We start from the raw sequence: 24,474 nt of genomic DNA on the forward strand, positions 1-24,474 counted from the left end.
TGTGGATGCTGCAGACCCGTGTCGGGAAGCGCACCGCGCAGGCGGCCTTCAGCATCGCCTCGCAACTGGCCGACGAGGGCCTCATCTCCACTGATGAAGCGCTGGCCCGTGTCGACGGCGACATGCTGGCGCGGCTGATGTTCCCCCGGTTCGACGCAGGTGTCGCGGCTCCCGTGCTCACACGCGGTATCCCGGCCTCGCCGGGTGCGGCCGTGGGCGTGGTCGTCTTCGACTCCGGGGAGGCGGTTCGGCGGGCCGCCGCCGGAGAGGAAGTCGTGCTGGTACGGCAGGAGACCACGCCCGACGACCTCCCGGGCATGGTCGCCGCTCAGGCGGTGCTCACGAGCCGGGGCGGCAAGACCAGCCATGCGGCGGTGGTGGCGCGCGGTATGGGCAAGGTCTGCGTCTGCGGGGCCGACGCGCTCTCCATCGATCTGGGGGAACGCCGCTTCTCCGTCGGCGATGTCGTCGTCTCCGAGGGCGAGACCATCTCCGTGGACGGCTTCGAAGGCCTCGTCCGCCTCGGCGCGGTACCACTGGTCGACTCCGCGGTCATGCGCTACTTCGAGGCGGGCTCACCCGCGCCGGACGCCACCGCGCAGGAGGGCGTACCCGAGGTGCACCGCCTCATGGAGCACGCCGATGCCACCCGACGCCTGGGGGTACGGGCGAACGCCGACACACCGCAGGACGCGGCCCGAGCACGCCGGTTCGGCGCAGAGGGCATCGGACTGTGCCGTACGGAGCACATGTTCCTCGGGGACCGCCGTCAACTGGTGGAAGCCATGATCCTCGCGCCCACGGAGAACGACCGCGAGGTCGCGCTGGCCGCACTCCTGCCCTTGCAGCGCGAGGACTTCACCGGAATCCTCGCCGCCATGGACGGCTTGCCCGTGACCATCCGGCTGCTCGACCCGCCTCTGCACGAGTTCCTGCCCGACCGGACGGACCTGGCCGTACGCCTTGCCCGGGACGAAGCATTGGGCCGGACACAGGATCCTCACGACACCGAGCTGTTGGCCGCAGTCACGCGCATGCACGAGGAGAACCCGATGCTCGGCCTGCGGGGCGTCCGACTGGGTCTCGTGAAACGGGGCCTGGTGGCCATGCAGGTCCGTGCCATTGCAGAGGCCGTCGTTGCCCGCAAGCGGGCGGGAGGTGATCCGCGTGCCGAGATCATGGTCCCGCTCGTGGGCGCGGTCGAGGAACTCCACCTCGTGAGGCAAGAAGTGGAGGAGGTGCTGTCCACGGTCGCGCGCGAGACGGGAGTCCCGGTGACCTGCCCGATCGGAACCATGATCGAGCTGCCCAGGGCAGCCCTGACCGCCGGCCGTATCGCGAGCCAGGCGGAGTTCTTCTCCTTCGGAACGAACGACCTGACGCAGACCACATGGGGCTTCTCCCGCGACGACGTCGAGGCGGAGTTCTTCTCCGCCTACCTCGACAAGGGAATCTTCGAGACCTCCCCGTTCGAGACGATCGACCGGGAAGGAGTCGGACGCCTGGTGGAGATCGCGGTCCGTGAAGGTCGTGCGGCCCGACCCGACCTCAAGATCGGCGTGTGCGGGGAACACGGCGGTGACCCCACCTCCGTGCACTTCTTCCACGGGGCCGGACTCGACTACGTCTCCTGCTCCCCGTTCCGCGTCCCCGTCGCCCGCCTGGAGGCCGGCCGTGCAGCCCTGTCGGCACGGTCTGCGGACGCGACGAAGTGACACGCTCACCGACCCCGCCGGGGCCGGTGCGAGCGGGCGGAGGGCTCCAAGGAGGTGAAGCGCGCGAGTGGGCCGTCCGCTACGCGCTGCTCTCACACAGGCGGAAGACGGTGACCAGGTCGGGCTTGCTCAAAGGGACGTCGGCCCAGGGATATGGGCTCGCAGTACCGCGAGCCGCCGGCGGTATTCCTCGTCGTCGATCTCGCCTCTGGCGAATCGCTCCGCGAGAAGCTTCTCGGCCCCCTTGTCGGGGGTTGGGTGCGGCGCGGGCACTGTGTGCCCGTCCGCACCGTCCCGCCTGAGGGCGCGGACCACGAGGATGGCCGCGGCGACGATCAGGGTCCAGATGATCAGTGTGGTGAGGGACATGGCGAACCATCCCCAGGCCCCCATGCCATGGCCATTCCAGTACATTGCGCACCTACCAGGTGGACGGGGTCGACGGTCGGGAGCCGGCCATCTGCTGCCAGGATCTCCGGCTGCACCGAGCCCCGGCATGGGCCGGTCGGCCCACAGTCGGGGCCACAGGGCCCATGTCGGGACTGGCGGGACCACCAAGACTGAAGACGGACTCGAACAGGAGGCCGTTCATGACCACCCCGTCACCCACACGTATCTCCGAGGCGCTGCCCGCCGACTGCCGTTCCCGTCTGATGGAACTGGCCCAAGAGGTCAACTTCGCCGAGGGGACGCGTCTCTTCAGCGAGGGCGGTCACGCCGACCGGTTCTGGATCGTCCGGTCCGGCACCGTGACCTTGGACGTCCACGTGCCCGGGCGGCGCGCCGCCGTCATCGATAGCCTCGGTGCCGGTCAGCTGGTCGGCTGCTCGTGGCTCTTCAAGCCCTACTCCTGGCGCCTTGGCGCCGAGGCGATGACGCCCGTCCGCGCGTACGAGTTCGACGCGGCGCGCGTACGGACGCTGATGGACGACGACACCGCCTTCGGCTCTGCCCTGGGCCATTGGATCGGGCAGGTCCTGGCCAACCGGCTGCAGGCCGCCCGCGTGTGCCTTCTCGACCTGTACGCGCCTTACGGCAGCGGCAGCTTCCTCTGATCGTCCGTATGCCGAAGGAGCCGGTCATGCCCGCATCCCGCTACACCGTCAGTGACGTCATGACGCACACCGCCATCGCCATCGGCCGTGGGGCGTCCTACAAGGAGATCGTCGAGCTGATGCACCAGTGGAAGGTCAGCGCGGTCCCCGTCCTGGAAGGCGAAGGCCGGGTCGTCGGCGTGGTCTCCGAGGCGGACCTGCTGCCGAAGGAAGAGTTCCGGCGTACGGACCCCGCACTGCCCGAGCAGCTGGAGGAAGCGTCGAAGGCCGGCGCGGTGCTGGCCGAGGAGCTCATGTCGAGCCCGGCGATCACCGTCCACCCCGACGCGCCCGTCACCGAAGCCGCCCGGATCATGGCCCGCAAGCACGTCAAGCGCCTGCCCGTCGTGAACGTGCTCGGCATGCTGGAAGGCGTGGTCAGCCGCAGCGACCTCCTCAAGGTGTTCCTGCGGCCAGACGAGGAGCTCGAGGAGGAGATCCGCCAGGCCGTGCTCACCGAACTGGCACCCGGTGTGACCTTGGACTTCGCCGTACAGGACGGCGTCGTCACCCTTCGCGGCCCACTGCGGGACCGGGTTTTGGTCCCCCTGCTCGCACGGGCGATCCGCGCGGTCGAGGGTGTCGTGGACGTCCGGATGGAGCTGGACGGCACCATCGCTGCCTAGCTCCGGTTCTCGTCGGCCACAGGGTGCCTTGCGCGTCTTCCTGAGACAATTCGGATGGAAAGGCACAGCACGTGGACCGAGCCAGGGGCGATCATGTCCGAGGATCCGAACGCCTCCGCAGAGGCGCCGATCAAGGTGTTCCTCCTCGATGACCACGAGGTGGTCCGGCGTGGGCTGCGCGACCTTCTGGATGCAGAGCCGGACATCACCGTCGTGGGTGAAGCCGGTACGGCCGAGCAGGCGCTGACCCGCGGGCCGGCGCTCCGTCCGGATGTCGCCGTACTCGATGTGAGGCTGCCCGACAGCGACGGCATCACCGTCTGCCGCGAGCTGCGCTCGCGCATGCCGGGGCTGGCCTGTCTGATGCTGACCTCGTTCGACGACGAGGACGCCTTGCTGGACGCGATCATGGCGGGGGCCGCCGGGTACGTGCTGAAGCAGATCAAGGGTGCTGACCTGGTCTCGGCCGTACGCACGGTCGCCACCGGCCAGTCCATGCTGGACCCCGCGACCACCGCCCGCCTGATGCACTCCCTGCGTGACCCGGAACCGGCGAAGACACCGGAGGACGCTCGCCTGGCAGCTCTGTCCGAACGGGAGCGGGCTGTGCTGGAGCTCATCGGCGAGGGCCTCACCAACCGGCAGATCGCCAAGCAGCTCTACTTGTCCGAGAAGACGGTCAAGAACCACATCTCGCGGTTGCTGGGCAAGCTCGGCGTGGAGCGGCGGGTCCAGGCGGCTGTGATCGCCGCCCAGGTCCACGAGCACGAGGCCGGAACGGTGAAGCGGTAGGAACGTCTGGTAGAGGTCACCGAGCCGGCGGGACCAGAGGTACCTCCCACTCCAGGCGAGTGCCCCGCTCCCCGTTTCCCGGCGCGGCAATCTCCATCTGGCCGCTGAGCCTTTCGGCACGCTCCGCCAGGTTCCGCAGTCCGCTGCGCCGACCGCCGGCGGGCAAGCCCACTCCATTGTCGGTCACCGTGATCGTCAGCTTCCCGTCGCCCGCGGCGATCGAGACCTCCACCCGCGTGGCCCCGGCATGGCGGGCGACGTTGGTGAGAGCTTCCCCCACCACGGCGATGACCTCGTCGGCGACGGCGGACGGTACGTCGGTGTCGATCAGTCCTTCCATCCGCAGGGCAGGGGCGAAGCCGAGGGCTGCGGCCGCCCCGTCCAGGGCCTTGACGGCGCGGGAGCGCAGCTTGGAGGCCTCACCGGGGGTTTCGTGCTCGCGGAGTCCGAAGATGGTCGATCGGATGATCTTGATGGTGGCGTCGAGGTCGTCCACGGCGCGCGCGATGCGTTCCGATGCCTGGGAGTGGTCAATGAACCGCTGGGCGCTCTGGAGGGTCATGCCGGTGGCGAAGAGGCGCTGGATGGCCAGGTCGTGCAGGTCGCGGGCGATGCGGTCGTGGTCCTCCAGGAGGCTCATCTGCTCGGTGTCACGGCGCCGGTCGGCGAGCTCCAGGGCGAGGGCGGCCTGGCTCGCAAACCCCGGAAGTGGGGCGACTTCCGTGGTGGCGAACACGGGGCGTCCGTGCCGCCGGGCCAGCATCAGGACGCCGCTCAGGCTTTCCTTGGTGCCGACGGTGACGGCGACCGCCGGGCCGAAGCCCGTCCACCGCTCGGGGTGCACGGTGACGTGCTCGTCGGTCGCCACGTCGGGGACCGTGATGAGGCCGTTGTGGGCCAGTGCGGCCTCGGCGAGGGTTCCCTGGGTACTGGGCAGGACGATCCCGCGGTGTGCCTCTGCTCCTTCCCCGAGGGCGAGGGAGCCTCGCAGTTCACCGGCGGAGCCGAGCAGGTAGAAGACGCCCATGTCGGCGCGGGTGATGTCCTTGGCCTGCTCCAGCATGCCCTCGAGGACTTCGTTCTCGGGCGCTCCGGAGAGCAGGGCGCTGGTGATGTCGGAGCTGGCCTCCAGCCAGCGCTCGCGCAGCCGGACCTCCTCGAAGAGCCGGGCGTTCTCGATGGCGATGCCGGCCGCGACGGCGAGGGTGGACAGGACCGCTTCGTCCTCGGCGTCGAAGTCGGCTCCGCCGCGCTTCTCGGTCAGGTAGAGGTTGCCGAAGACCGCCTCGCGGACCCGGATCGGGACACCGAGGAACGAGTGCATCGGCGGGTGGTGGTCGGGGAACCCGTACGAGGCCGGGTGCTCGGACAGCTCCGACAGCCGCAGTGGTTCGGGGTGGCGGATCAGCTCGCCGAGGATGCCGTGGCCGGAGGGCAGGTCTCCGATCTGTGCGCGGAGGGCGTCGCTGATGCCGACGGGAAGGAACTCGGCCAGTTTCTTGTCGTTCCCGATGACTCCGAGGGCCCCGTATTCGGCGTCCACGAGCACTACGGCGGCCTCGACGATGCCTTGCAGGACCTGCGGCAAGTCGAGTTCCCGGCCCACGGACATGACGGCTTCGAGTAGACCGTTCAGCCGGTCCCGCGTGCCTCTGACCTCGTCGATCCGTACCTGGAGTTCATCCAGCAGTTCGTCGAGCCGCAGACGAGGAACACCGCTCCGGGTGGGCTGTTCCCCTGTGCTCATGCCCGCCTCCGGCAGGAAGGGATGGCGAGACGGCCATCACTTCCACGGTATCTCCGGTCGGGGCGCCCGGCCTTTCCACTCAACGGGATGCCACTGCCCCTTCCGGCTCCTCCTCGTGTCGCGGCGTACCGGTTTCGTCGTGCAGCTGGCGGACGTGGGCGTCCGGTCCGGGGAAGATCACGGTGGTACGGCCGGTGTCGGACCAGCGCACGTCGTACGGCGGGGTGCCGTCCTCGTGGTGCAGGGCGATGACTTCGCCGTCACGGCCTGTCGTTCCGACGGTGGGGCCGCCCACGATGATCTGGTCGCCGACCTCGGCGTGGATCCCGTCTCCGTGGGCAAGCGGATGCGCGTTCATGATCATGCCTTTCTGTGGAATGCGCCCCGCAGGAGCCGGGCGGCGACGAACGCCGCGAGGGCTGCCGAGGCGGCGAGCCCTATGCCGGCCCAGCCCACCGGCTGGGTGTCCAGCAGCGACTGCAGAGCGGGAAGGTGCAGGGCAGCCATCGCAAGGAGGGCGGAGGCCGCCACGGCGGCGGGGAGGGAGAGGTTCTGGGTGGTGAGCAGCCGGGCCCTCAGTCCCAGGGCCACGCCCAGCTGGGCTCCGAGCAGGGACAGGAAGAGCACGCTCTGCCAGGGCAGGCCCATGGAGCGCGCGCCGATGCCGGCGATCAAGCTGAAAGCCGTCACGGCCGCAGCGAGGATGAGGAGGCGTTGCCACACGCCTGCGGCCAGGATGTGCTGTCCGGGCGGCCGGGGCGGGCGCCGCATGGCCTCTGGTGAGGCCGGTTCGGCACCCATGGCCACGCCGGTCAGACCGTGTGTGAGGAGGTTGATCCACAGGATCTGGCCCGCCCGAAGCGGGAGGGCCAGGCCGAGTAGGGGACCTGCCAGCATCACGAGGATCTCGGCGGCCCCACCGGCCATCGCGTAGACGAGGAAGCGTCGGATGTTGTCGTAGACGCGGCGGCCTTCCTCGACGGCCGTGACCACGGTGGACAGCTCGTCGTCCGTGAGGACGAGGTCGGCGGCCTGGCGGGCCACCTCGGTGCCGCGGGCGCCCATGGCGACGCCGATGTCGGCCTGGCGGAGGGCGGGGCCGTCGTTGACGCCGTCCCCGGTCATGGCGGTCACTGCGCCGCGGGCCCTCCAGGCGTGGACGATGTCCAGCTTCTGCTGCGGATCGGTCCGGGCGAAGACGCGTACCGCGGTGAGGTCGGTGTCCGGTGCTGCGGCAAGCTCGGGTCCGGTGACGACGGAATCGGCTGGACCGTCCTCGACGAGGCCGATGCGTACGGCGATGGCGTGAGCCGTCGCGGGGTGGTCGCCGGTGATCATGACCGGGGTGATGCCGGCAGCGCGGCAGGCCGCCAGAGTGGTGGCGGCGGTCGCTTTCGGCGGATCGCTGATGGCGATCAGGCCGAGAAGGCTCAGTCCCTCTTCCGCCTCGGCGGCGGGCAGACTCCACTGGAGCCGTTCGGCGCCTGCCACCGCCAGGACCCTGAATCCGTGCGCGGCCAGCTGGGCAGCTTGCAGGCGAGCCTGGTCCAGGACCTCGGGCGGCTCGGCGAGCACCATGGGAGCCAGGACGCTCTCCGGCGCCCCCTTGAGGCAGACCAGGACGTTGCCGTCGGGCAGGTGGTGCAGGGTGGTCATCCGCTTACGCGAACTGTCGAACGGTGCTTCTCCGATCCGGGGGCAGTCCCGGTGCAGCTCGGCGGGGTCGGGGCAGCCTGCCTTGGCAGCGGCTGCCAGCAGTGCGGCCTCCATGGGGTCGCCCACGGCCGTCCATGCTGCGGAGCCGCTCTGGGGTGGTTTCAGGCTTGCGTCGTTGCACAGGGCTGCCGTGGTGAGCAGTTCCTGCAGTGGGCGGAGTTGCTCGGGCGTCAGGGAGCGTCCGGCCCGGGTCAGGTCTCCTTGGGGTTCGTATCCGCTGCCGGACACGTCCGCGGCTCCGGACGGCGTCCACAGGCGCTGGACGACCATGCGGCCCTCGGTGAGGGTGCCGGTCTTGTCCGTGGCCAGCACGCTCACCGAGCCCAGTGTCTCCACGGCCGGCAGGCGCCGGACCAGGGCGCCGCGGGCCGCCATGCGGCGGGCTCCGAGGGCGAGGGCGAGGGTGACCACGGCGGGCAGGGACTCGGGCACCGCGGCGACGGCCAGGCTGATGGCGGTGACCGCCATCGTGCTCACGCCGAGGCCGCGTAGGAGGCCCAGGGCGAAGAACAGCACGCACAGGGCGAGGGTGACGGCGGCAAGGACGCGGCCGAGGGAGGCGAGGCGGCGCTGGAGCGGTGTCGGCTCGTGGTCCCCGTCCAGGAGGGCTGCGATCCGGCCGAGGGCGCTGGCGGATCCAGTGGCCGTGGCCGTCGCCACACCTCGCCCGCGCACCACGACGGTGCCGGCGCTGACCACGTCACCCGTGGATTTGGCGACGGGTTCCGATTCGCCGGTGAGCATCGACTCGTCCATCAGGAGAGCGGATGCCTCGGTGAGATCGGCGTCCGCGGCGACGATGTCACCCTCGCCCAACAGCAGGCTGTCACCCAGTACCACGAGCGCTGCCGGCACTTCGTAGGCGGCGCCGTCGCGCAGCACCCGGGCGTGCGGGGCAGAGAGAGCGGAGAGCGCGGCGACCGCGCGGTCCGCCCGGACCTCCTGGGCCACTCCCACGGTCGTGTTGAAGACGACCACCAGGCCGATGACGACGGCGTCCGGGTGGTCGCCGATCGCGATGGTCAGGAGTGCGGCACCGAGCAGCACCATGATCAGCGGATCACGCAGCTGCGCCAGTACCCGGCGGCGGAGGGGTGTGGGTCGCGGAGGTGCCACCTCGTTGCGTCCGTAGCGGGCCAGCCGGCGTTCGGCCTCGGCCCGTGTCAGCCCTGTCGGGGCCGAGGAGGCGACGGACGGCGTTTCGATCGCGCGGCTGGTCATGGCGGGCTCAGCCAGTGGGGACGGTGATCACGGGGCAGTGCGCGCGGTGCAGGAGGCCGTGGACGACGGATCCGATGCGCATGCCGGTGTATCCGCCGCGGCCGCGGCGGCCCACGACGACGGCCAGGGCGTGCTCGGCGGCCCGGGCGAGTTCCTCGACGGGGTGGCCGGCGAGGACTTCGTGCGTCACGTGCACGTCCGGGTACTTGTCCGACAGGCCGGCGGTGGCCTCGGAGAGCAGGGTGCGCTGGGCGTGCAGTGCCACCTCTTCGTCGTTCAGCATGATGAGCGGCGGCTGCCATACGCAGACGACCCGCAGCGCCGCCCCCCGGAGGTCGGCCTCGTCGAAGGCGAAGTCCAGCGCGGCAGTGGCGGACGCGCTGCCGTCGATACCGGCGACGACGTAGGGCGGCTGCTGGCTGATGTGTTCGGCGTCGCCCACGACGACGACCGGGCAATGGGCCTGGGCAGTGACGGGGACCACGAGCGAGCCGGCGCTGAAGAACTCGGCGGTGCGGCTCAGGTGCCGGGAGCCGAGGACGATCATGCGGGCTTCTCGCGCCGCGCCGCCCAGGACGGGGACGGGGAAGCCGCCGAGCAGATCGCCGGTGACGGCCACCTCGGGGTGGCGGTCACGCACCCAGTTGCACGCTTGGCCGAGCCTGTCGGATGCGGCCTGCCGCAGGGCCGTCTGACCGGGGGTGTCGTCGACGTGATGGGTGTCGTGCTGGGGCGGTACCGCGAGCACCAGGCGTAGCGGGAGCCGGCGCCGTTGTGCCTCGTCGGCGGCCCAGGCCAGGGAAAGGTGCCAGTCCCTGTCCGGGTCGATGCCCACGACGATGCCATGGCTTCCTGTCAGGTGGATGGTCATGACCGGCTCCCGAAGTCGCTGCCGGTCCGGGGGATGAGGAGGACGGGGCAGTGGGCGTGGTGCAGCAGGCTGTGCGTGGCCTTGCCCAGGCTGGGGGCGAGTCCGAGGGGCCCTGGGATCCGGCGGCCGCCCATGACGAGCAGGTCGGCGTGCCGGGACGCCTCGACCAGGACACCGGCCACGGAGATGCTCTTCTCCGCATCGGCCTGCACCTCCAGGTCGGGGAACTCGCCGCGGACCACGTCCGTGACGGCCCGAAGGGTCTCTGCACGGCCGCCGGCGATCTCGTCGACGCCGTCGAGCATGCTGACCACCTCACCTACGGACTGGAGCACGTTCCACACGTGCAGGAGCCGCAGGGAGGCCTTGTGCAGCTCGGCTTCCCGGGCGGCGTACCGGGCGATCAGGAGGTCGTGCTCATCGCGGATCGCCGCGAGGACCGTGCCGGTCTCCTCGGCCCCGTCGATGCCCCGGACGACGATGACGGGCGTCATGGCGATGGCCGCGGTGCCCAGCCCGACCGAGCCGAGCATGAGGGAGTTGAAACCGCCCAGCCCGCGGTTGCCCACCACGACCGTGCCGTGGAGCCCGCCGGCCCGGTGAAGGCTGTCGACGGCGCTCGCGCGGCTGAACTCGGTGGTCACGTTCAACCCGGGGTACTCGGCCGACACGGCCTTCGCCGTCTCGTCAAGGATGGCCCGGCCGTTGACACGGATACGGTCGATGGTCTCCGCCGACACGTACAAGGCCCTGCCGTCGGTGTCGGAGCCGTAGACGATGTGGAGGGGGCGGTCACGGCGTGCGGCCTCCTTGGCCGCCCACAGGGCAGCGACGCGCGCCGACTGTGAGCCGTCCACGCCGACGGTGACCGAGCTGGTGTCCGGGGTGCGGAATGTGCTTTCCACGATTCCTCCCAACCGAGAAGCCGATGAGGGACACCACCCACGGTGGCACCGCCGCCGTTTCGGCAAGAGGGCCGCCCGGGACCGCAGACGGGACCAAAGGTCCCCATCGTCGTCGACCGGAGACCTCGGGCCCTTGCGGCCCCCCGGACGGGACCGTTCGGCCCTCGATCGCCGGCGGCCTTCGACGGATGGTGGGGACACACCCCACACCGGACACCAGCCTCGCGTGACACGGCGGAGCAGGAGGGCCTCATGAAACATCTCAAGGTGGCGAACCTGATGACCGACGAGGTCGTGTCCGTGGCCCCGGGCACCGGTTTCAAGGACGTCGCGAAGCTCCTCGCCCAGTACGACATCTCGGGAGTCCCTGTCCTGGACGACGAGGACCGCGTGGTGGGCGTCGTCTCGCAGACCGACCTGCTGGCCCACACGGTGTCGGGCTCCCATCCCTCTGAGCAGAGCCCCCCGGCGCCTGGTCCGCCCACCGCGGGCGAGGTCATGTCCGCGCCGGCGGTCACCGTTCACGCCGAAGAGACAGTGGCTGACGCCGCCCGGCTGATGACCCGTCGCGGCATCGAACGCCTCCCCGTCGTGGACGTGGAGGACCGGCTCGTCGGCATCGTCACCCGCCGGGACCTGCTCCGCCTGTTCCTGCGCCCGGACTCCGAGATGCGCCGGCGTATCACCGACGAGGTCCTCACGGAGGTGCTCGGTGTGCCGGCCGGTGACGTCGACGTCCATGTGGTCGACGGCATCGTCACTTTGGAGGGCCGTGTCGAGCGTAGGAGTCAGCTCCCTGCGCTTCTCGGCCTCGTCGAACAACTCGACGGGGTCGTCGCCGTGGCATCACGCATCACCGCCCGAACCGACGACACGGCAGGCATGCACGCGGACCGTGCCCGGCACGCCATGCCGTGGTGATGAGCGCCGGACCGTACGAAGGGAATCGAAGCCATGAAGAACCACGTGACCGTCGGAGTCGACGGCTCCCCTGAGAGCCGGGCAGCAGCACGCTGGGCCGCGCACGAGGCCGTCCTGCGGCAGGTGCCGCTCCGCCTCGTGCACGCCGTCGACTGGCCCCTGGACCCGATGTTCCCCGGACTGGGCCGCCAGGACGTGGACCGCTGGGCGGACCAGGCTCTGGCCGAGGCCGCGACGGAGCTGCACGGGCGCCACCCGCACCTGGAGATCACGACCCGCTGCCTGACGGCACGGCCGGCAGCCGCTCTCGCGGCCGAGGCCGCCGACGCCGGCCTGCTGGTCCTGGGATCGCGCGGTCTGGGCGGCCTGGTCGGTTTCGTCGTCGGCTCGGTGGCGATGTCCACCGTGGTCGCGACCGACACCCCGGTCGTCCTCGTTCGCGTCACCGACGACCCCGACGGCCCGGGCACCGGCTCCGGCGCTGAGATCGTCGTGGGTGTCGACATCCATGAAGCGTGCGACCGGGTACTCACCTTCGCCTTCGAGGAGGCGGCCCGGCGCGACTGCCCGCTGCGGGCCGTGCACGGCTGGAAGATGCCGGCCGCCTACAGTTACGTCCCCTTCTTCGACCCGGACAACGAACGGGACATCGGCAGGAGCGTCACACACATGGTGGACGACATGCTGCTGCCCTGGCAGCGCAAGTTCCCCGACGTGAATGTCAGCCACAACGTGTTCATGGGATCCGCGGGCGAGCATCTCGTTCGGGCCTCGCAAGGAGCGGGACTCGTCGTCGTGGGGCGCCATCTTCGCCGCTCCGCCCTCGGGGCGCACCTGGGCTCGGTCGCCCACGCGGTCCTGCACCACGCAGCAGCCCCCGTAGCCGTCATCGCCCACGACTGAAGGAGCGGTACTGGTGGCCAGACCACCTCAAAGCCCCGGACAGCCCTACCCAGGGACGGTCGCCCCTCACACCATCATGAGCACGGCCGTCCCACTGAGGAGGAAGACCATGAAGCACCTGCGCACCGTCGAGGACGTCATGACACACGCCGTGATCTCCGTCGACCGAAGAACCGCGTTCAAGGACATCGTGGAAGAACTGCGGATGTGGAACATCAGCGCGCTCCCCGTCCTGGCCCAGGACGGACAGGTGGCCGGCGTCGTCTCCGAAGCCGACCTGCTGCTCAAGACCCAAGGCACCGACACGACCCACGACACCGCCGCCGAGCAGCTGACGACCCGCCCGGCCGTGACCGTCACGAAGGACGCCACCATCCCCACCGCGGCGCGTCTGATGGCCCGCAGGCACCTCAAGCGCCTTCCCGTTGTCGACGACGACGGCCGACTCGTCGGCGTCGTCAGCCGCGGCGACCTGCTCAAGGTCTTCCTGCGCCCGGACGAGGACATCGGCGCCGAGATCCGCGAACTGATCATGTATCAGCTACCGCCGCAAGTTCCCGCCGAAAGGCACGTCCACGTGCACGGTCCCGTCGAGGTACACGTCCACGTCGCCGACGGCATCGCCTACCTCAACGGTTCGCTGCCGGACCCCGCGATGGAAGACATCGTCGTCCGCGCTGCCAGTACCGTACCGGGCGTCGTCGACGTCAAGGCGGACTTCACCGCCCCCGTCTCCGCCTGAAGGCACCACCGCCATGAGGCACCGCAGTGTCGCGGACCTGATGACGCACACCGCCGTCACCGTCCGGCGCACGACCACGTTCAAGGAGATCGCTCGGCTCCTGAAGGAGTTCGACATCACCGCCATGCCCGTCGTCGACGAAACCGGGCACCCGGTCGGCGTCGTATCCGAAGCCGACCTTCTCCGCCGGCGGCCCGCCGGTGGTGCCGCAACAGCCGAGGAGCTGATGACCAGCCCGGCCGTCACAGCCCGACCCGAGTGGAGCGTGGTCCGCGCGGCCCGGGTCATGCAGCGGCACCGGGTCAAGCGGCTGCCGGTCGTCGACGTCGACAACAGACTCACCTGCGCCGCAGTAGAACGGGGCAGGGCCGGTCGGTCCCCGGTTGGGCCGCTCGGTCCCTCCCAGAGGCCCCGCAAGCGGAAGAGCCTGGAAGCAGCAACCATCCGACCCAGGAGGAACATCATGTCGAACCGGATCACGGTGGGTCTGGACGGATCGAGCGCCGGCAGCGCCGCAGCCGACTGGGCCGCCAACGAAGCCGAACTGCGCGGTGCAGCTCTGGAACTCGTCCACGCGGAGGACTGGGCCCAGTACGGACCCTTTGCCGCGCCACTTCCCGAACCGCGTCCTCAGTGGGCAGAAGACCTCCTTTCGCGCACGCGGGACCGGCTGCTGCGCGAACACAGCACGCTCGACATCAGCACCCACAGCACGAATGGACTCGCGGCCTCCAAGGTCCTCGCCGCGTCTGCGGAAGATGCGGACCTGCTCGTCCTGGGCTCTCGTGGACTCGGCGCCGTCGCCGGGTTCATCGTGGGCTCGACCGCCTCGGCGACCCTTCCCGAGACCGACACACCCGTCGTCCTCGTGCGCTCCGTCGACGGCCGAGACCAACCGACCGGGCACGCGGACGATGCCGGACCGGTGGTGCTCGGCGTGGACCTGCGCAGCAACTGCGACCGGCTCCTCGCCTTTGCCTGCGAGGAAGCGGACCGGCGGGCCTGCCCGCTCGTCGTCGTACACGGCTGGTCGCTCCCGCCGGTCTTCTCCTACGCTCCCGCCCTCGACCTCGGCGTCGAGAAGGAAATGGCCGGCGGACTCGAGACCACGCTCCACGAGCTGCTGAGTCCGTGGGAGCGGAAGTATCCGCGACTCTCCGTCGATGCACGCATCGTCATCGGCCAGCCCGCCATCCAGATCCTGGACGCTGCGCCTGGCGCGGCCCTCGTCGTGGTTGGCCGGCGTATCCGTCGCCCGGCACTCGGCGCCCGCATCGGCCCCATCACCCACGCGGTGATGCACCACGCCACCTCACCGGTCGCCGTCGTGGCGCACGACTGAGGCCGCACAGACAGGAACAGTCCCGTGACCGCAACATACTTCGACCCCGACACCGTCATGCTGCTCGTCGGCGACGCCGTCACCGCCCCGTCCATGCACAACGCCCAGCCATGGAAGTTCGTGTTCCATGTCGGCAGCAGTGCGCTGGCCCTGTACGGCGATCCGGATCGCGCCATGCTTCGGACCGACCCGGATCACCGCAGCCTCCACCTCGGCTGCGGTGCGGCACTGTTCAACCTCCGCGTGTCCGCAGCCTCGATCGGTCTCCCGGTTCGCGTCCGGCTCCTGCCCGACGACGCCGAACCGTGGCTGCTCGCCACGGTGACCATCGACGAAACCACGGCCGCGGACCGCGAGCTGGCCTCCCTGCACGACGCCATCCGGCGCCGGCACACCAGCAGGTACCCCTTCGGCGAGGAGCCGGTGCCGACGGCGTTGCTGGACGGTCTGTGGGCTGCGGCCCACTTGGAGGGCTGCAGGCTCACCGTCCCGGATACCTGGCACATCGACACCGTGCTCGGGCTGGTACGGGACGCCGAACACCGCGAGGAGATCGATCCGCTCGCCCGGGCGGAGACCACGGCCTGGACCTCCCACACGCAGAGTGCTACGGGCACGCGCCGCGACGGCATTCCTGCCGCCGCATTCGGACCCAAGGCTTCCGGCGGCCCCACCCCCGTGCGCGACTTCGGTTGGGCCAACCCGATACCTGATCGCGGCTGGGCCGTGTTCGAGAAGCGGCCGCAGCTGGCTCTGCTCAGCACAGAGGGGGACGCGAGAGCCGACTGGCTACGCGCAGGCCAGGCGATGGAACGCGTCCTTCTGCAAGCCACTGCTGACGGCCTTGCCACCTCGATGACGTCCCATCCCCTGGAATGGCCGGAGCTGCGGTGGACTCTGCGTGACCCGGTGGCAGCCATGGGGCACGTGCAGATGGTCTTCCGTCTCGGCTACGGCCCCGCAGGCCCCGACACGCCCCGCCGCCCGTTGTCCGAGGTCATGGAAATCCGGGAGTAGAAGCCGGCGGAACGGCGCGTAGACGCTCAATGGCGCATCCGCTCAGGGCGCGAGGTCCCGGCGTCGGAGCAGCAGATGGGCCAGCAGGATGCCCAGCACTCCCGCTCCGACCAGGATCCCGAGCTGGGGCCAGAGCACGCCGCCTTCGGCCAGGGCGTCGCCCGGGGCGTAGTAGTGGAAGGGGCTGAGAAACCTCAGCGATGCTGCGGGCGACCAGGCCAGTGCGATGAAGTTGACGGCGAAGCCGACGGCCCCGATCGCGATGGTCGCGCCGACCACCTGGGCCCGCCGTCGTCCCGCCGCCGACACGGCCATCGCCGGCCCGATCAGGCACACGGCGAAGCCGAGGCCCATGAGCCCGGCGGCGAACACCCCGCCGATCGGCACCGCCCGGTGGATGTCCGGTGACAGCGCCACCCCCACCGCGACCGTGAGGGTCGCGGCAAGGTTCAGGGACAGCGCCGCGAGCACCAGCGCGGCGGTCCGCTCGGCCAGCAGCCGGGTACGGCTGACGGGACGCACCATGACGAGTTCCACCGTCCCGGATTCCACGTCCGCGGCCACGGCGGCCGCGGCGAGCGAACCGATCGCGGTGAGCTGGATGGCGATCCAGAAGGGGTGCGTGAGGCCGGCGCCCAGCAGCCCGGGGTAGCTGGCGATCGACACGTCGCCGCTGGACCCGCTGAAGGCCCGGTAGGCCGAGGGTGGCCCCTTCCCGCCCGCGGAGAAGAGCTGCCCCGGAGGAATCGCATTGGCGACCACCACGATGAGCGCCTCGAACACGACCATCCCGACGAGCAGGGCAGCCAGCATCCGGCGCCGCCGGTACAGGGCGAGCCACAAGAGCGGCCATTGCCGTCTCACGGCTCCGCCCGCCCGGCGCCGTCGCGGTACAGGTCCATGAAAGCCTCGTCCAGCCCGGCCTCCTCCACCGTGACGTCGGCCACCGGCAGGCTGAGCAGGGTGCGCAGCGCGCCCACCGCTTCGCTCGGAGGTACGAGCAGCTCCACCCGGTCCCCCTGCCAGCGCGGGTCCCAGCGCTCCGCGCCGCCCAGTGGCCGTACTCCTTGCCCGTCCGCGAAGGACAGGCGGATCCGCCTGGCACGGGCCTCGCGCAGGCCGGCCACGCTCTGGACCGTGACCAGTCGTCCGTCCCGGATGATCGCCACCCGCCCGCACGTGCGCTGCACCTCCGGCAGGATGTGGCTGGAGAGCAGCACGGTGCGTCCGCCGGCGGCCGCCTCGCCCAGCAGTGCGAAGAACGTCTCCTGGACCAACGGGTCCAGTCCCTCGGTCGGTTCGTCGAGCACCACCAGATGCGGATCGTGCTGCATCGCCTGCACCAGCCCGAGCTTCTGCTTCATGCCCCGCGAGTAGCCCCCGACGGGGCGGGCGAGGACCGCGGGCGTCAGCCCCAACCGGTCGCACAGCTCGCCGCGGCGGGGCACGGGTGCTCCCTGGAGCGCGGACAGCAGATCGAGCGTTTCCGCTCCGGAGAGTTCCGGGTAAAGGCGCAGCTCACCCGGCAGGTACCCCAGATGCGGAGCCACCCTGCTGTGATCGGAGATCGGGTCCAGCCCGAGCACCCGAACGCGCCCCTCGGTCGGCCGGAGCAGCCCGATCAGGCACCGCAGCGTGGTCGTCTTTCCCGCACCGTTCGGCCCGAGGAAACCGAACACCTCACCCGGTTGCACTGTGAGGCTCAGGCTGTCGACTCCCATCACCGGCCCGTACCTCTTGGTCAGTCCGGTCAGCTCGATGGCCGGCCTGTCACGCATGGGTCCAGTCTGAGCCTGCTGCTGGAGACCTGCCTGCTCACCCAAGGTCGTAGGCCGAGAGGGAGGCGTGCCGCGGTGCGGTCCCCGCTGCTGCCATGTCGGTGTAGGCGGTGCGCTTGAGCTGCATCGCCAGGTTTTCGAGCGCCCGGGCGGCCGCGAGCTCGTCGCCGATCTCGGGCACGTCCTTGTCCGTGGGGTTGCAGCGCGCGGTGCCGTGGCCCGTGAGGCGGGTGGTTCCGGTGTCGAGTTCGACGCGGACCTTGGTCGCGTGATCTTCCTCGAAGAGGTAGAGGTGGGACTTCCATTCGGTCGTGTGCGACATGGTGTGCCTCCGATCGGATCAGGAGTAGCGGTGGTGCCGGCGTCGGGCCCAGCGTCGGATCTCGTCGCTTCCCCAGATCAGCGGTGGGGGTCGAGATGAGGAGAACGGCATCCGAAGGTGGCGGTTCTCGCGGTGAGCGGCGGGGCGGTTGCCGTCCGTCCAAGCGGATCGCCCGAGGGCCACCGCGGCGATGCCGGCCGGCAGGTCAGCGCGAAGGCGGATGCAGACGGGCCCGGGTACGGTCGGCATTACGCCTGAGCGGGTTGCCCCCATCCCTTTCATCCGGTGGTGCATGGCACGCCTCCGTGCTGGTGCGTACCGGAGCAGGGCCGTCCCTTCAGGCGGCCACGAGCTCGGCGCTGATGTGGTGGGCCCACTTCTGGATGCGCTCGGGGTTGCGGAAGTCTCCGCCCTTGCCCTGGCGGTTCAGCGCCTTGGCGAGGAAGCCCGGGGTGTGGGCCGTAATGCTGCCGCCGAAGGTCATGTGCTCGCGCGCTCCGATCAGCTGCATCTCCCGGGCGACGGCGGAGACCGGAGGGATGTCGTGTTCCTCGGCCGAGCGGTCGAGCGGGCCGCTGCTGAACATCCACACCGGGCGGTGCCGCAAGGAGTCGGCATTGCGTTCCGCGCAGTGCTTGGCCTTGCTGCTCCAGTGGCCGGCGTAGAGGGCTCCGCCGAGGACGACGGCGTCGTAGGCGCGGACGTCGTGGACATCGTCGGCGGGCAGTACGACGGCGTCGAGACCGTCCTCCCGGAGGGTCGTGCCGATCTGTTCGGCGATGCCGGCGGTGGCTCCGTGCTTGGTGCCGTAGGCGACCAGGACTCGCTTGGTGCTCATGGCGGGTGCTCCTTGGTTGCGTGGTGAGGGGCTGATGCCACTGTCACGCGGCCACGGGCTGGTCCGCTTGGGCCGGACGGACCCCTACGGAGGCCATTCGGTCCTCTCCGAAGCGGCCCTCCTGGACCAGGGCCGTGGCCGACACGATGAGCACTCGCCGCAAACCTGCTCGTCAACGCAGCTAGTCCGGAAAGGCCTACCACCACCGCGTAGACCTGTGCGCCCTCGGTCAAGTGAGACCCGACCAGGGGCACCCGGACGTGCCCGCGCGCCCGGCTGCCCGCGGAGACGAAGGAGTGGCTGGGCCGAACGCCCGGCACGTCAAGGTGGGGCTATGGGACGGACACGTCCGCCCGGATGATGGTGATCGGGCACGGCGCGTGGAGCGCGGCCTGCTGGCTCACCGAACCGAGCAGGGCCCGGCGGAAGCCGCCGCGACCGCGGCTGCCCACGACCAGCATGTCCGCACCCTCTGCCGCGTCCACCAGGACGTCGACGGGATTGCCGCGCACCAGGCGCTGGTGCACGGAGGAGGCACCGTCCTCACCGAGGACCGTGCGGACCTCCTCGACCAGACGCCGCTCGGCCTCCTCCTCGTCGAACGTGGCGTCGACCGCCGGGGCCGACCACGACGCGGCACCGGGCAGGTCCCATGCCGCGACCGCCTCCACTCGCCCGCTCACCAGCGCTGCGTACCGGACCGCCCAGCGCAGCGCGGCCTGGGACGAGGGCGATCCGTCGACGCCCACGACGATCCGCGGAGCCTCATGCTGCCTGTCCATTCCGTTCACCCTTCCAAACGGCTGATACATCCACAGTGTGCGCATCACGAACGCACCGCCAGGCGGAACGGCTACCGTGTCAGCCCTTGGGGAGCCGGAACCACCGCTCCTGGCCTGCGGCAATGCGTTCGTGCCGGTTGCCGGGCAGGACCAGGGGCACGGGGCCCAGGGGTGACGGTGGGACGGAGATGCCGAGTCGGCCGGGCCGGAACCGGATACGGATGTCCCGGTGCCCCAGGTAGGAGATCGAGAACGAGGAACCGGGGACTTCGGAGAGGGGCACCGGGGCGATGTGCAGGCCGTCGCCGTGGGGCTCGAGTCCGACGATGCCGCGCTCGACGAGGTCGAGGGTGCCGCCCATGGCACCGAGGTGGATCCCTTCGCCGGTGGTGCCGCCCTGGACGTCGGTGACGTCACTGAGTAGGGCTTCCTGGCAGTAGCGCCAGGCGTCCGGGCCCTGCTCGCGGGCGAGGACCCAGCCGTGGACGAGGCTGCTCAGCGTGGAGCCGTGGCAGGTGTGGCGCAGGTAGTAGTCCGCCGTCCGGCCCCAGAGGCCGTCGTCGAGGCGGTGTCCGAGCCGAAGGAAGAGTTGTTCGAGCTCTGCGGGGCGGAAGAGGTAGCCGAGCATGAGGGTGTCGGCCTGCTTGGACGCCTGGTAGCGGTTGGGTGTGTCCCCTTCGGCTTCAAGGATGCGGTCCAGGCGGCGGATGTCGTGGTAGCGGGTGCGGTAGCCGTCCCAGTCGAGCTCGGCGAGGTCCCCGTAGCCGTGGAACTGGCTGATCACGTCGCAATGAAACGGCACGTACAGGCGGCGGGACACGTCTTCCCAGACGGTGAGCTCGTCGGGGCAGATGCCGAGCTGCGTGAGGAGCTCCGCGCGCCGGGCCGCCGGGAGTTCCCCGTACAGGTCGAGGGCGCGGGCCAGTACCCACGCGGCGGTGACGTTGGTGTAGGCGTTGTCGTCGATGCCGGGATGGGCGGCATCCGGGTAGGCGTCGTGATACTCGTCCGGTCCGACGACGCCGCGGATCCGGTAGCGGCCCAGGCCGGCGTCCCACGTCGCCGCGTTGGCCCAGAAGTGGGCTATGTGCAGGAGGAGTTCGGCGCCCGGGCCGTGCATGAATCCGGCATCGCCGGTGGCCTGCCCGTACCGCCACACGTTCCAGGCGATGGCCGACCCCACGTGGCGCTGGAGGTGGGAGTGGTCCGGAAGCCAGCGGCCGGAGCGCGGATTGAGGTGCAGCCGCTGTGTCTCCTCGCTGCCGGAACTGCCGCTCTGCCAGGGGAACATGGCTCCCTTCGCGCCAGCCCGGCGGGCGGACTCCCGGGCCGCAGGGAGGCGTCGGTGCCGGTACGTCAACAGGGCTCGAGCGGTCTCGGGGAGGTGGAGGGCGAGGCAGGGCAGGAGGAACAGCTCGTCCCAGAAGACGTGCCCCCGGTACGCCTCGCCGTGAAGGCCGCGGGCGGGGACGCCGGCGTCGAGCTCCGCAGTGTGCGGCGAGAGGGTCTGCAGGACGTGAAAGGCGTGCAGCCGAAGTACCTTGGCGGTCTCGCCGGGCACCCTCAACTCTCCTTCGCTCCAAAGGCGTTGCCAGGATGCCCGGAGGGAGGCCAGCAGGGAGGGAAAGTCCGGGGCGTGTGTGGCGCCGTCGATGCTCCGCCGCAGCGGATCGGTCGAGGGACGGTCGAGCGAAGTACACAGGGCGGCGGTCTTCACGACGGCGACCGGAGCGGCCCGCTTGATCGGCAGGATGAGTGTCTGTGTGGCGGTGGCGGCGGTGCATACCCGGTCTACCGGTGCCACAGGTCGTGCGGATGTCCGGACTGCGAGCCCGATCCGTACCCGGGAGGTGGCGGTAGTGCAGGAGAGCCAGGCGGTGCCCTCCGCCTCCACCCCGGACCGGTGCTCGACGAGGTGCCGCCCGGCCAGGGCGCGGTAGCGGTCGACTCCCGCGTTGGTGACGTTGCCGTCGAGTACGGACTCGATCTCGATCCTGCCGCTCCAGCCGTAGGCTCTGAACACCGTGTTCTGTGCGGCCAGGTTCGGGTCGCCCATGTGGACGAGGCGGGTGTGGGTGACGCCCAGGCGGCGGCCTTCGGTGTCGTGGAAGAGCATGTGGCGGGTGAGCGTTCCGGCGCGCAGGTCCAACGTCACGTGGCTGTGGCGCAGGGTCGGGTGGTCGGGCGTGAGCCAGTCGCCGGGTGGTGCGCCCTCGGGCAGGCAGCGGTACCGCAGGGCGGTCCAGTCCGACAGCCGGACCATGTCCTCGTTGGAGACCGTACGTCCGCCGACGGTGGAGTCGAGCCGGTTGTAGCAGCCGGCCAGGTAGGTGCCCGGGTAGTGGATGTCATCGGCGACGCTTTCGGGTGCTGAACCGCGCGTGGCGAAGCGGCCGTTGCCCAGGGTGCACAGGGACTCGACCAGCCGCTCGGTCTTGGGGTCGTAGCGTTGGTACTCCCAGCTCCAGGCCTTGGTCACGGGCGGTCGCCTTCGAGTGCGGCGGCCAGTCCGCCGAGGTCGGGGAGGATCAGGTGGGCGCCGTGTACGCGCAGGGCATCCCTCGTATGCGGGTCGCCCTCGCGGTTGAGTCCCACCACCAGGCGGAACCGGCCTCGGTGTCCCGCCTCGACGCCGGCTAGTGCGTCCTCCACCACGGCAGTATGAGCGGGGGGCGCGCCGAGACGGCCGGCAGCTTCGAGGAAGAGGGCAGGATCGGGCTTGCCCGGAAAACCAAGTGCGGCAGCGTCCTGGCCGTCCACCAACGCGTCGAAGTAGCCGATGAGCCCCGCGGACTCCAAGAGGGAGCGGGCATGCCGCGAAGCCGAGACGGCCGCGCACCGGATCGCCTTCTCCTTCAGTTCCTGGAGCACGGGCCGCACGTCCTCGAAGGCGCGGACACCCTCGGTGCGCAGCATTGCGGAGAAGGCCTGCTCCTTGCGGGCGGCGACCGCGTGGACGGTGGCGCACCCGGGCTGATCCTCGGGCATTCCGGGCGGGAGGTCGATGTGCCGGGCAGCGAGGAAGGCGCGTACGCCGTCGAGACGGGGCCCTGCCGTCTACCAGATCCCGATACTCGCGGACTGCGTCGAACGGCCGCGGTCGTGCAGCGGCCTGCGATGGCTGCGACTCGGGGAGACAGCCGTCGAAGGTCTCCTTCCAGGCGGCCGCGTGGCGGTCCGCCGTGGCGAGGAGCACTCCGTCGGTGTCGAAGACGACCGCCCGTAGTTCGTTCATGAGTCGTGCACCACGCGACGGCCGGTGATCCGGGCGGGGGTGAGCTTCATCCAGTGGGTACGCGGGCCGCCGGCCCAGGGCTGAGAGCGGGCCGTGCTGCTGAGGTGGAGAATCTCGTCCGGATCTGTGACCGCTGCCAGTTCGCCCACGGCCAGCACGCTCCACCCCGTGGCGGTCACGTCGTCGATGTTGTCGATCTCGAAGGCGACCTCGGTTCCGGCAGCTCTGGCAGTGACGGCTTCGGCGGAGGTGCGGAAGGCGATGTCGGGTCCTGCGATCAGGTAGTTGACAGGAAGGACGGCCGGGCCTTCTGGGGTGAAGATGGCGATGCGGCCCACGCCGTGCGTGTTCAGCAGCCGTCGGCATTCGGTCTCGTCCAGTGGCACGAGCGTGCTGTCGCGCCGGGCGGTGGATCGACCGGCGACGCGGAGGGCGTTGGCGCCGGTCAGGTCGTCGACGGTGAGGCCGAGGGCGTCGGCCACCCGGACGAGGGTGCCGATGGCAGGGCTGGCGGCGTGCTCCTCCAGGTAGGCGATGTACGTGGCGTCGGCGCCGCACCGCCGGCCCAGTTCCTCGCGGCTCAGACCGAGGGCTTCGCGGCGGGCCGCCAGGCGGCGGCCCAGGTCGGTGCGTCCGGACATCTCGCCGGACTGCTGCGGGTGGGTGCTAGGTGTGCTCTTCACGGCACTCACTGCTCCTGGGGCGGTACGGCGACCGTGTCGTGCTGCGGTCCGCCGAGCACGACTTTGAGGGCGCCGGTGTCTCCGGCGCGGGAGAAGACGTCGTACGCCTCCTCCATCTGGTCCAGCTCGAAGCGGTGGGTGACCATCGCGGCCCCGGGCAGTCGGCCTGCGGCCATCATGCGCAGGAGCATGGGGGTGGAGTGGGTGTCGACGAGACCGGTGGTGATGGTCACGTCCTTGATCCACAGGTCTTCGAGGTGGAGGACGGCGGGCTTGCCGTGCACGCCGATGTTGGCGACCCGGCCGCCCGGGCGAACCATGCGGGTGCACATCTCGAAGGCCTCGGGCATGCCGACGGCCTCGATGACCACGTCCGCCCCGAGCCCGTCGGTGAGGTCTTCCACCAGCCGCTCGGGCTCCTCGTCCGCGTTCGCGGTGGCATCGGCGCCGAGGTCGCGCGCGGCGGCGAGCCGGGACGCGGCGAGGTCGACGGCGATGATCCGCCCGGGGCTGTAGAGCTGCGCCGTGGCGATGGCGGCCAGGCCTATGGGTCCGGCGCCGACCACGACGACCGTGTCACCCGGGCGCACGTTGCCGTTGAGCACGCCGACCTCGTAGGAGGTCGGGAAGATGTCGGCGAGCAGTACGGCGTCGTGGCTGGCCAGGGCGCTGGGCAGCGGGTAGACGGAGAGGTCGGCGAAGGGGACGCGTACGTATTCGGCCTGCGTTCCGTCGATGGTGTGGCCCAGGACCCAGCCGCCACCTCCGCGGCACTGGCCGTAGTGCCCTTCACGGCAGAAACGGCAGCGTCCGCACGCAGAGATGCAGGAGATCAGGACGCGGTCGCCGGGGCGGACGCTGCGGACATCGCCGCCGACCTCGACGACGGTCCCGACGGCCTCGTGCCCGAGGATCCGGCCGGGCGTCACTTCGGGGACGTCACCCTTGATGATGTGCAGGTCAGTGCCGCAGATGGTGACGGCGTCGACCCGGACGATCGCGTCGGCGGCGTCCTTGACGGAGGGGTCCGGGACGTCCTGCCAGGAGGTCTGTCCTGGCCCGTGGAAGACGAGTGCCTTCATGGCGCGGCCTTCTCTCTGTGCGCTGTGCGGGAGGGGGGCACCGTCAGGCTGTGCCCGTACCCCTCCGTCCCGCTTGGGCCGGTCGGCCCCTATCCGGGGCCGGTAGGTCCCCAGCGGACAGGGCGTTCCGGTGCGACGGTGG

At 70.5% G+C, this 24,474-nt stretch carries 24 protein-coding genes; 9 read left to right on the forward strand and 15 right to left on the reverse strand.

Annotated features, from left to right (window positions below):
* Positions 1-1,715, forward strand: a 1,715-nt coding sequence (locus OHU74_RS00005) for a putative PEP-binding protein (RefSeq protein WP_371613941.1), incomplete at its 5' end; no start/stop codon positions are given.
* Positions 1,716-1,844: 129 nt separating this feature from the next.
* Here OHU74_RS00005 and OHU74_RS00010 read toward each other — a convergent pair.
* Positions 1,845-2,084 carry an SHOCT domain-containing protein gene (locus OHU74_RS00010; RefSeq protein WP_371613942.1) on the reverse strand — a complete coding sequence of 80 codons (240 nt, stop codon included), beginning with the start codon at positions 2,082-2,084 and terminating at the stop codon, positions 1,845-1,847.
* Positions 2,085-2,305: 221 nt separating this feature from the next.
* On the opposite strand from OHU74_RS00010, the gene OHU74_RS00015 reads away from it, so the two are divergent.
* The 3 genes from OHU74_RS00015 (at position 2,306) to OHU74_RS00025 (ending at position 4,227) form a co-directional block, all read left to right on the forward strand.
* The gene (locus tag OHU74_RS00015; RefSeq protein WP_371613943.1) at positions 2,306-2,770 is read left to right on the forward strand and encodes a Crp/Fnr family transcriptional regulator; all 465 of its coding nucleotides are present in this window, start codon (positions 2,306-2,308) and stop codon (positions 2,768-2,770) included.
* A gap of 26 nt (positions 2,771-2,796) precedes the next feature.
* Complete coding sequence (locus OHU74_RS00020) at positions 2,797-3,435, forward strand: CBS domain-containing protein (protein ID WP_371613944.1); 639 nt, start codon at positions 2,797-2,799, stop codon at positions 3,433-3,435.
* Between the two features lie 93 nt (positions 3,436-3,528).
* Complete coding sequence (locus tag OHU74_RS00025) at positions 3,529-4,227, forward strand: response regulator (protein ID WP_371613945.1); 699 nt, start codon at positions 3,529-3,531, stop codon at positions 4,225-4,227.
* Between the two features lie 16 nt (positions 4,228-4,243).
* Here the strand turns inward: OHU74_RS00025 and OHU74_RS00030 are convergent, their stop codons facing one another.
* From OHU74_RS00030 to OHU74_RS00050, 5 genes are all read right to left on the reverse strand, one after another.
* Complete coding sequence (locus OHU74_RS00030) at positions 4,244-5,974, reverse strand: GAF domain-containing protein (RefSeq protein ID WP_371613946.1); 1,731 nt, start codon at positions 5,972-5,974, stop codon at positions 4,244-4,246.
* A 79-nt stretch (positions 5,975-6,053) separates the two neighbouring features.
* Positions 6,054-6,332 (reverse strand): DUF1918 domain-containing protein, encoded by a 279-nt coding sequence (locus tag OHU74_RS00035; RefSeq protein WP_371613947.1) that lies wholly within the window; start codon positions 6,330-6,332, stop codon positions 6,054-6,056.
* A gap of 2 nt (positions 6,333-6,334) precedes the next feature.
* Complete coding sequence (locus OHU74_RS00040; RefSeq protein WP_371613948.1) at positions 6,335-8,911, reverse strand: cation-translocating P-type ATPase; 2,577 nt, start codon at positions 8,909-8,911, stop codon at positions 6,335-6,337.
* Positions 8,912-8,918: 7 nt separating this feature from the next.
* Positions 8,919-9,782: a universal stress protein gene (locus OHU74_RS00045; RefSeq protein ID WP_371613949.1), complete on the reverse strand. Its 864-nt coding sequence runs from the start codon at positions 9,780-9,782 to the stop codon at positions 8,919-8,921.
* Positions 9,779-10,687: a universal stress protein gene (locus OHU74_RS00050; protein ID WP_371613950.1), complete on the reverse strand. Its 909-nt coding sequence runs from the start codon at positions 10,685-10,687 to the stop codon at positions 9,779-9,781. The genes OHU74_RS00045 and OHU74_RS00050 overlap by 4 nt, the downstream gene beginning before the upstream one ends.
* A gap of 252 nt (positions 10,688-10,939) precedes the next feature.
* On the opposite strand from OHU74_RS00050, the gene OHU74_RS00055 reads away from it, so the two are divergent.
* The 5 genes from OHU74_RS00055 (at position 10,940) to OHU74_RS00075 (ending at position 15,612) form a co-directional block, all read left to right on the forward strand.
* Positions 10,940-11,608, forward strand: a complete 669-nt coding sequence (locus OHU74_RS00055; RefSeq protein WP_371613951.1) for a CBS domain-containing protein — start codon at positions 10,940-10,942, stop codon at positions 11,606-11,608.
* Between the two features lie 33 nt (positions 11,609-11,641).
* On the forward strand, positions 11,642-12,511 hold the full coding sequence (locus OHU74_RS00060; protein ID WP_371613952.1) for a universal stress protein: 870 nt from the start codon (positions 11,642-11,644) through the stop codon (positions 12,509-12,511).
* Positions 12,512-12,620: 109 nt separating this feature from the next.
* Complete coding sequence (locus OHU74_RS00065; RefSeq protein ID WP_371613953.1) at positions 12,621-13,253, forward strand: CBS domain-containing protein; 633 nt, start codon at positions 12,621-12,623, stop codon at positions 13,251-13,253.
* 13 nt (positions 13,254-13,266) lie between these two features.
* Positions 13,267-14,595, forward strand: a complete 1,329-nt coding sequence (locus tag OHU74_RS00070) for a universal stress protein (RefSeq protein ID WP_371613954.1) — start codon at positions 13,267-13,269, stop codon at positions 14,593-14,595.
* Positions 14,596-14,619: 24 nt separating this feature from the next.
* Positions 14,620-15,612, forward strand: coding sequence for a nitroreductase family protein (locus tag OHU74_RS00075; protein WP_371613955.1), 993 nt, complete (start codon positions 14,620-14,622; stop codon positions 15,610-15,612).
* Positions 15,613-15,654: 42 nt separating this feature from the next.
* Here OHU74_RS00075 and OHU74_RS00080 read toward each other — a convergent pair whose 3' ends face one another.
* From OHU74_RS00080 to OHU74_RS00120, 9 genes are all read right to left on the reverse strand, one after another.
* Entirely contained in the window at positions 15,655-16,476 is an 822-nt protein-coding gene (locus OHU74_RS00080; protein ID WP_371613956.1) for an ABC transporter permease subunit, read from the reverse strand.
* A complete protein-coding gene (locus OHU74_RS00085; protein ID WP_371613957.1) occupies positions 16,473-17,390 on the reverse strand; it encodes an ABC transporter ATP-binding protein in 918 nt (305 codons plus the stop codon). Before OHU74_RS00085 ends, OHU74_RS00080 begins: the two co-directional genes overlap by 4 nt.
* A 37-nt stretch (positions 17,391-17,427) precedes the next feature.
* Entirely contained in the window at positions 17,428-17,712 is a 285-nt protein-coding gene (locus OHU74_RS00090) for a dsRBD fold-containing protein (protein WP_371613958.1), read from the reverse strand.
* Positions 17,713-18,049: 337 nt separating this feature from the next.
* Positions 18,050-18,550, reverse strand: coding sequence for a flavodoxin domain-containing protein (locus OHU74_RS00095; RefSeq protein ID WP_371613959.1), 501 nt, complete (start codon positions 18,548-18,550; stop codon positions 18,050-18,052).
* Positions 18,551-18,882: 332 nt separating this feature from the next.
* Positions 18,883-19,332, reverse strand: a complete 450-nt coding sequence (locus OHU74_RS00100) for a universal stress protein (protein ID WP_371613960.1) — start codon at positions 19,330-19,332, stop codon at positions 18,883-18,885.
* Positions 19,333-19,411: 79 nt separating this feature from the next.
* Positions 19,412-21,811 carry a glycoside hydrolase family 65 protein gene (locus OHU74_RS00105; protein WP_371613961.1) on the reverse strand — a complete coding sequence of 800 codons (2,400 nt, stop codon included), beginning with the start codon at positions 21,809-21,811 and terminating at the stop codon, positions 19,412-19,414.
* The gene (locus OHU74_RS00110; RefSeq protein ID WP_371613962.1) at positions 21,808-22,320 is read right to left on the reverse strand and encodes an HAD family hydrolase; all 513 of its coding nucleotides are present in this window, start codon (positions 22,318-22,320) and stop codon (positions 21,808-21,810) included. Before OHU74_RS00110 ends, OHU74_RS00105 begins: the two co-directional genes overlap by 4 nt.
* A gap of 243 nt (positions 22,321-22,563) precedes the next feature.
* Complete coding sequence (locus OHU74_RS00115; RefSeq protein WP_371613963.1) at positions 22,564-23,250, reverse strand: helix-turn-helix domain-containing protein; 687 nt, start codon at positions 23,248-23,250, stop codon at positions 22,564-22,566.
* 5 nt (positions 23,251-23,255) lie between these two features.
* A complete protein-coding gene (locus tag OHU74_RS00120; protein WP_371613964.1) occupies positions 23,256-24,332 on the reverse strand; it encodes a zinc-dependent alcohol dehydrogenase family protein in 1,077 nt (358 codons plus the stop codon).
* Between the last annotated feature and the right edge of the window lie 142 nt (positions 24,333-24,474).

Origin of the sequence: Streptomyces sp. NBC_00454 (assembly GCF_041434015.1) — a bacterium.
Lineage (GTDB): Bacteria > Actinomycetota > Actinomycetes > Streptomycetales > Streptomycetaceae > Streptomyces.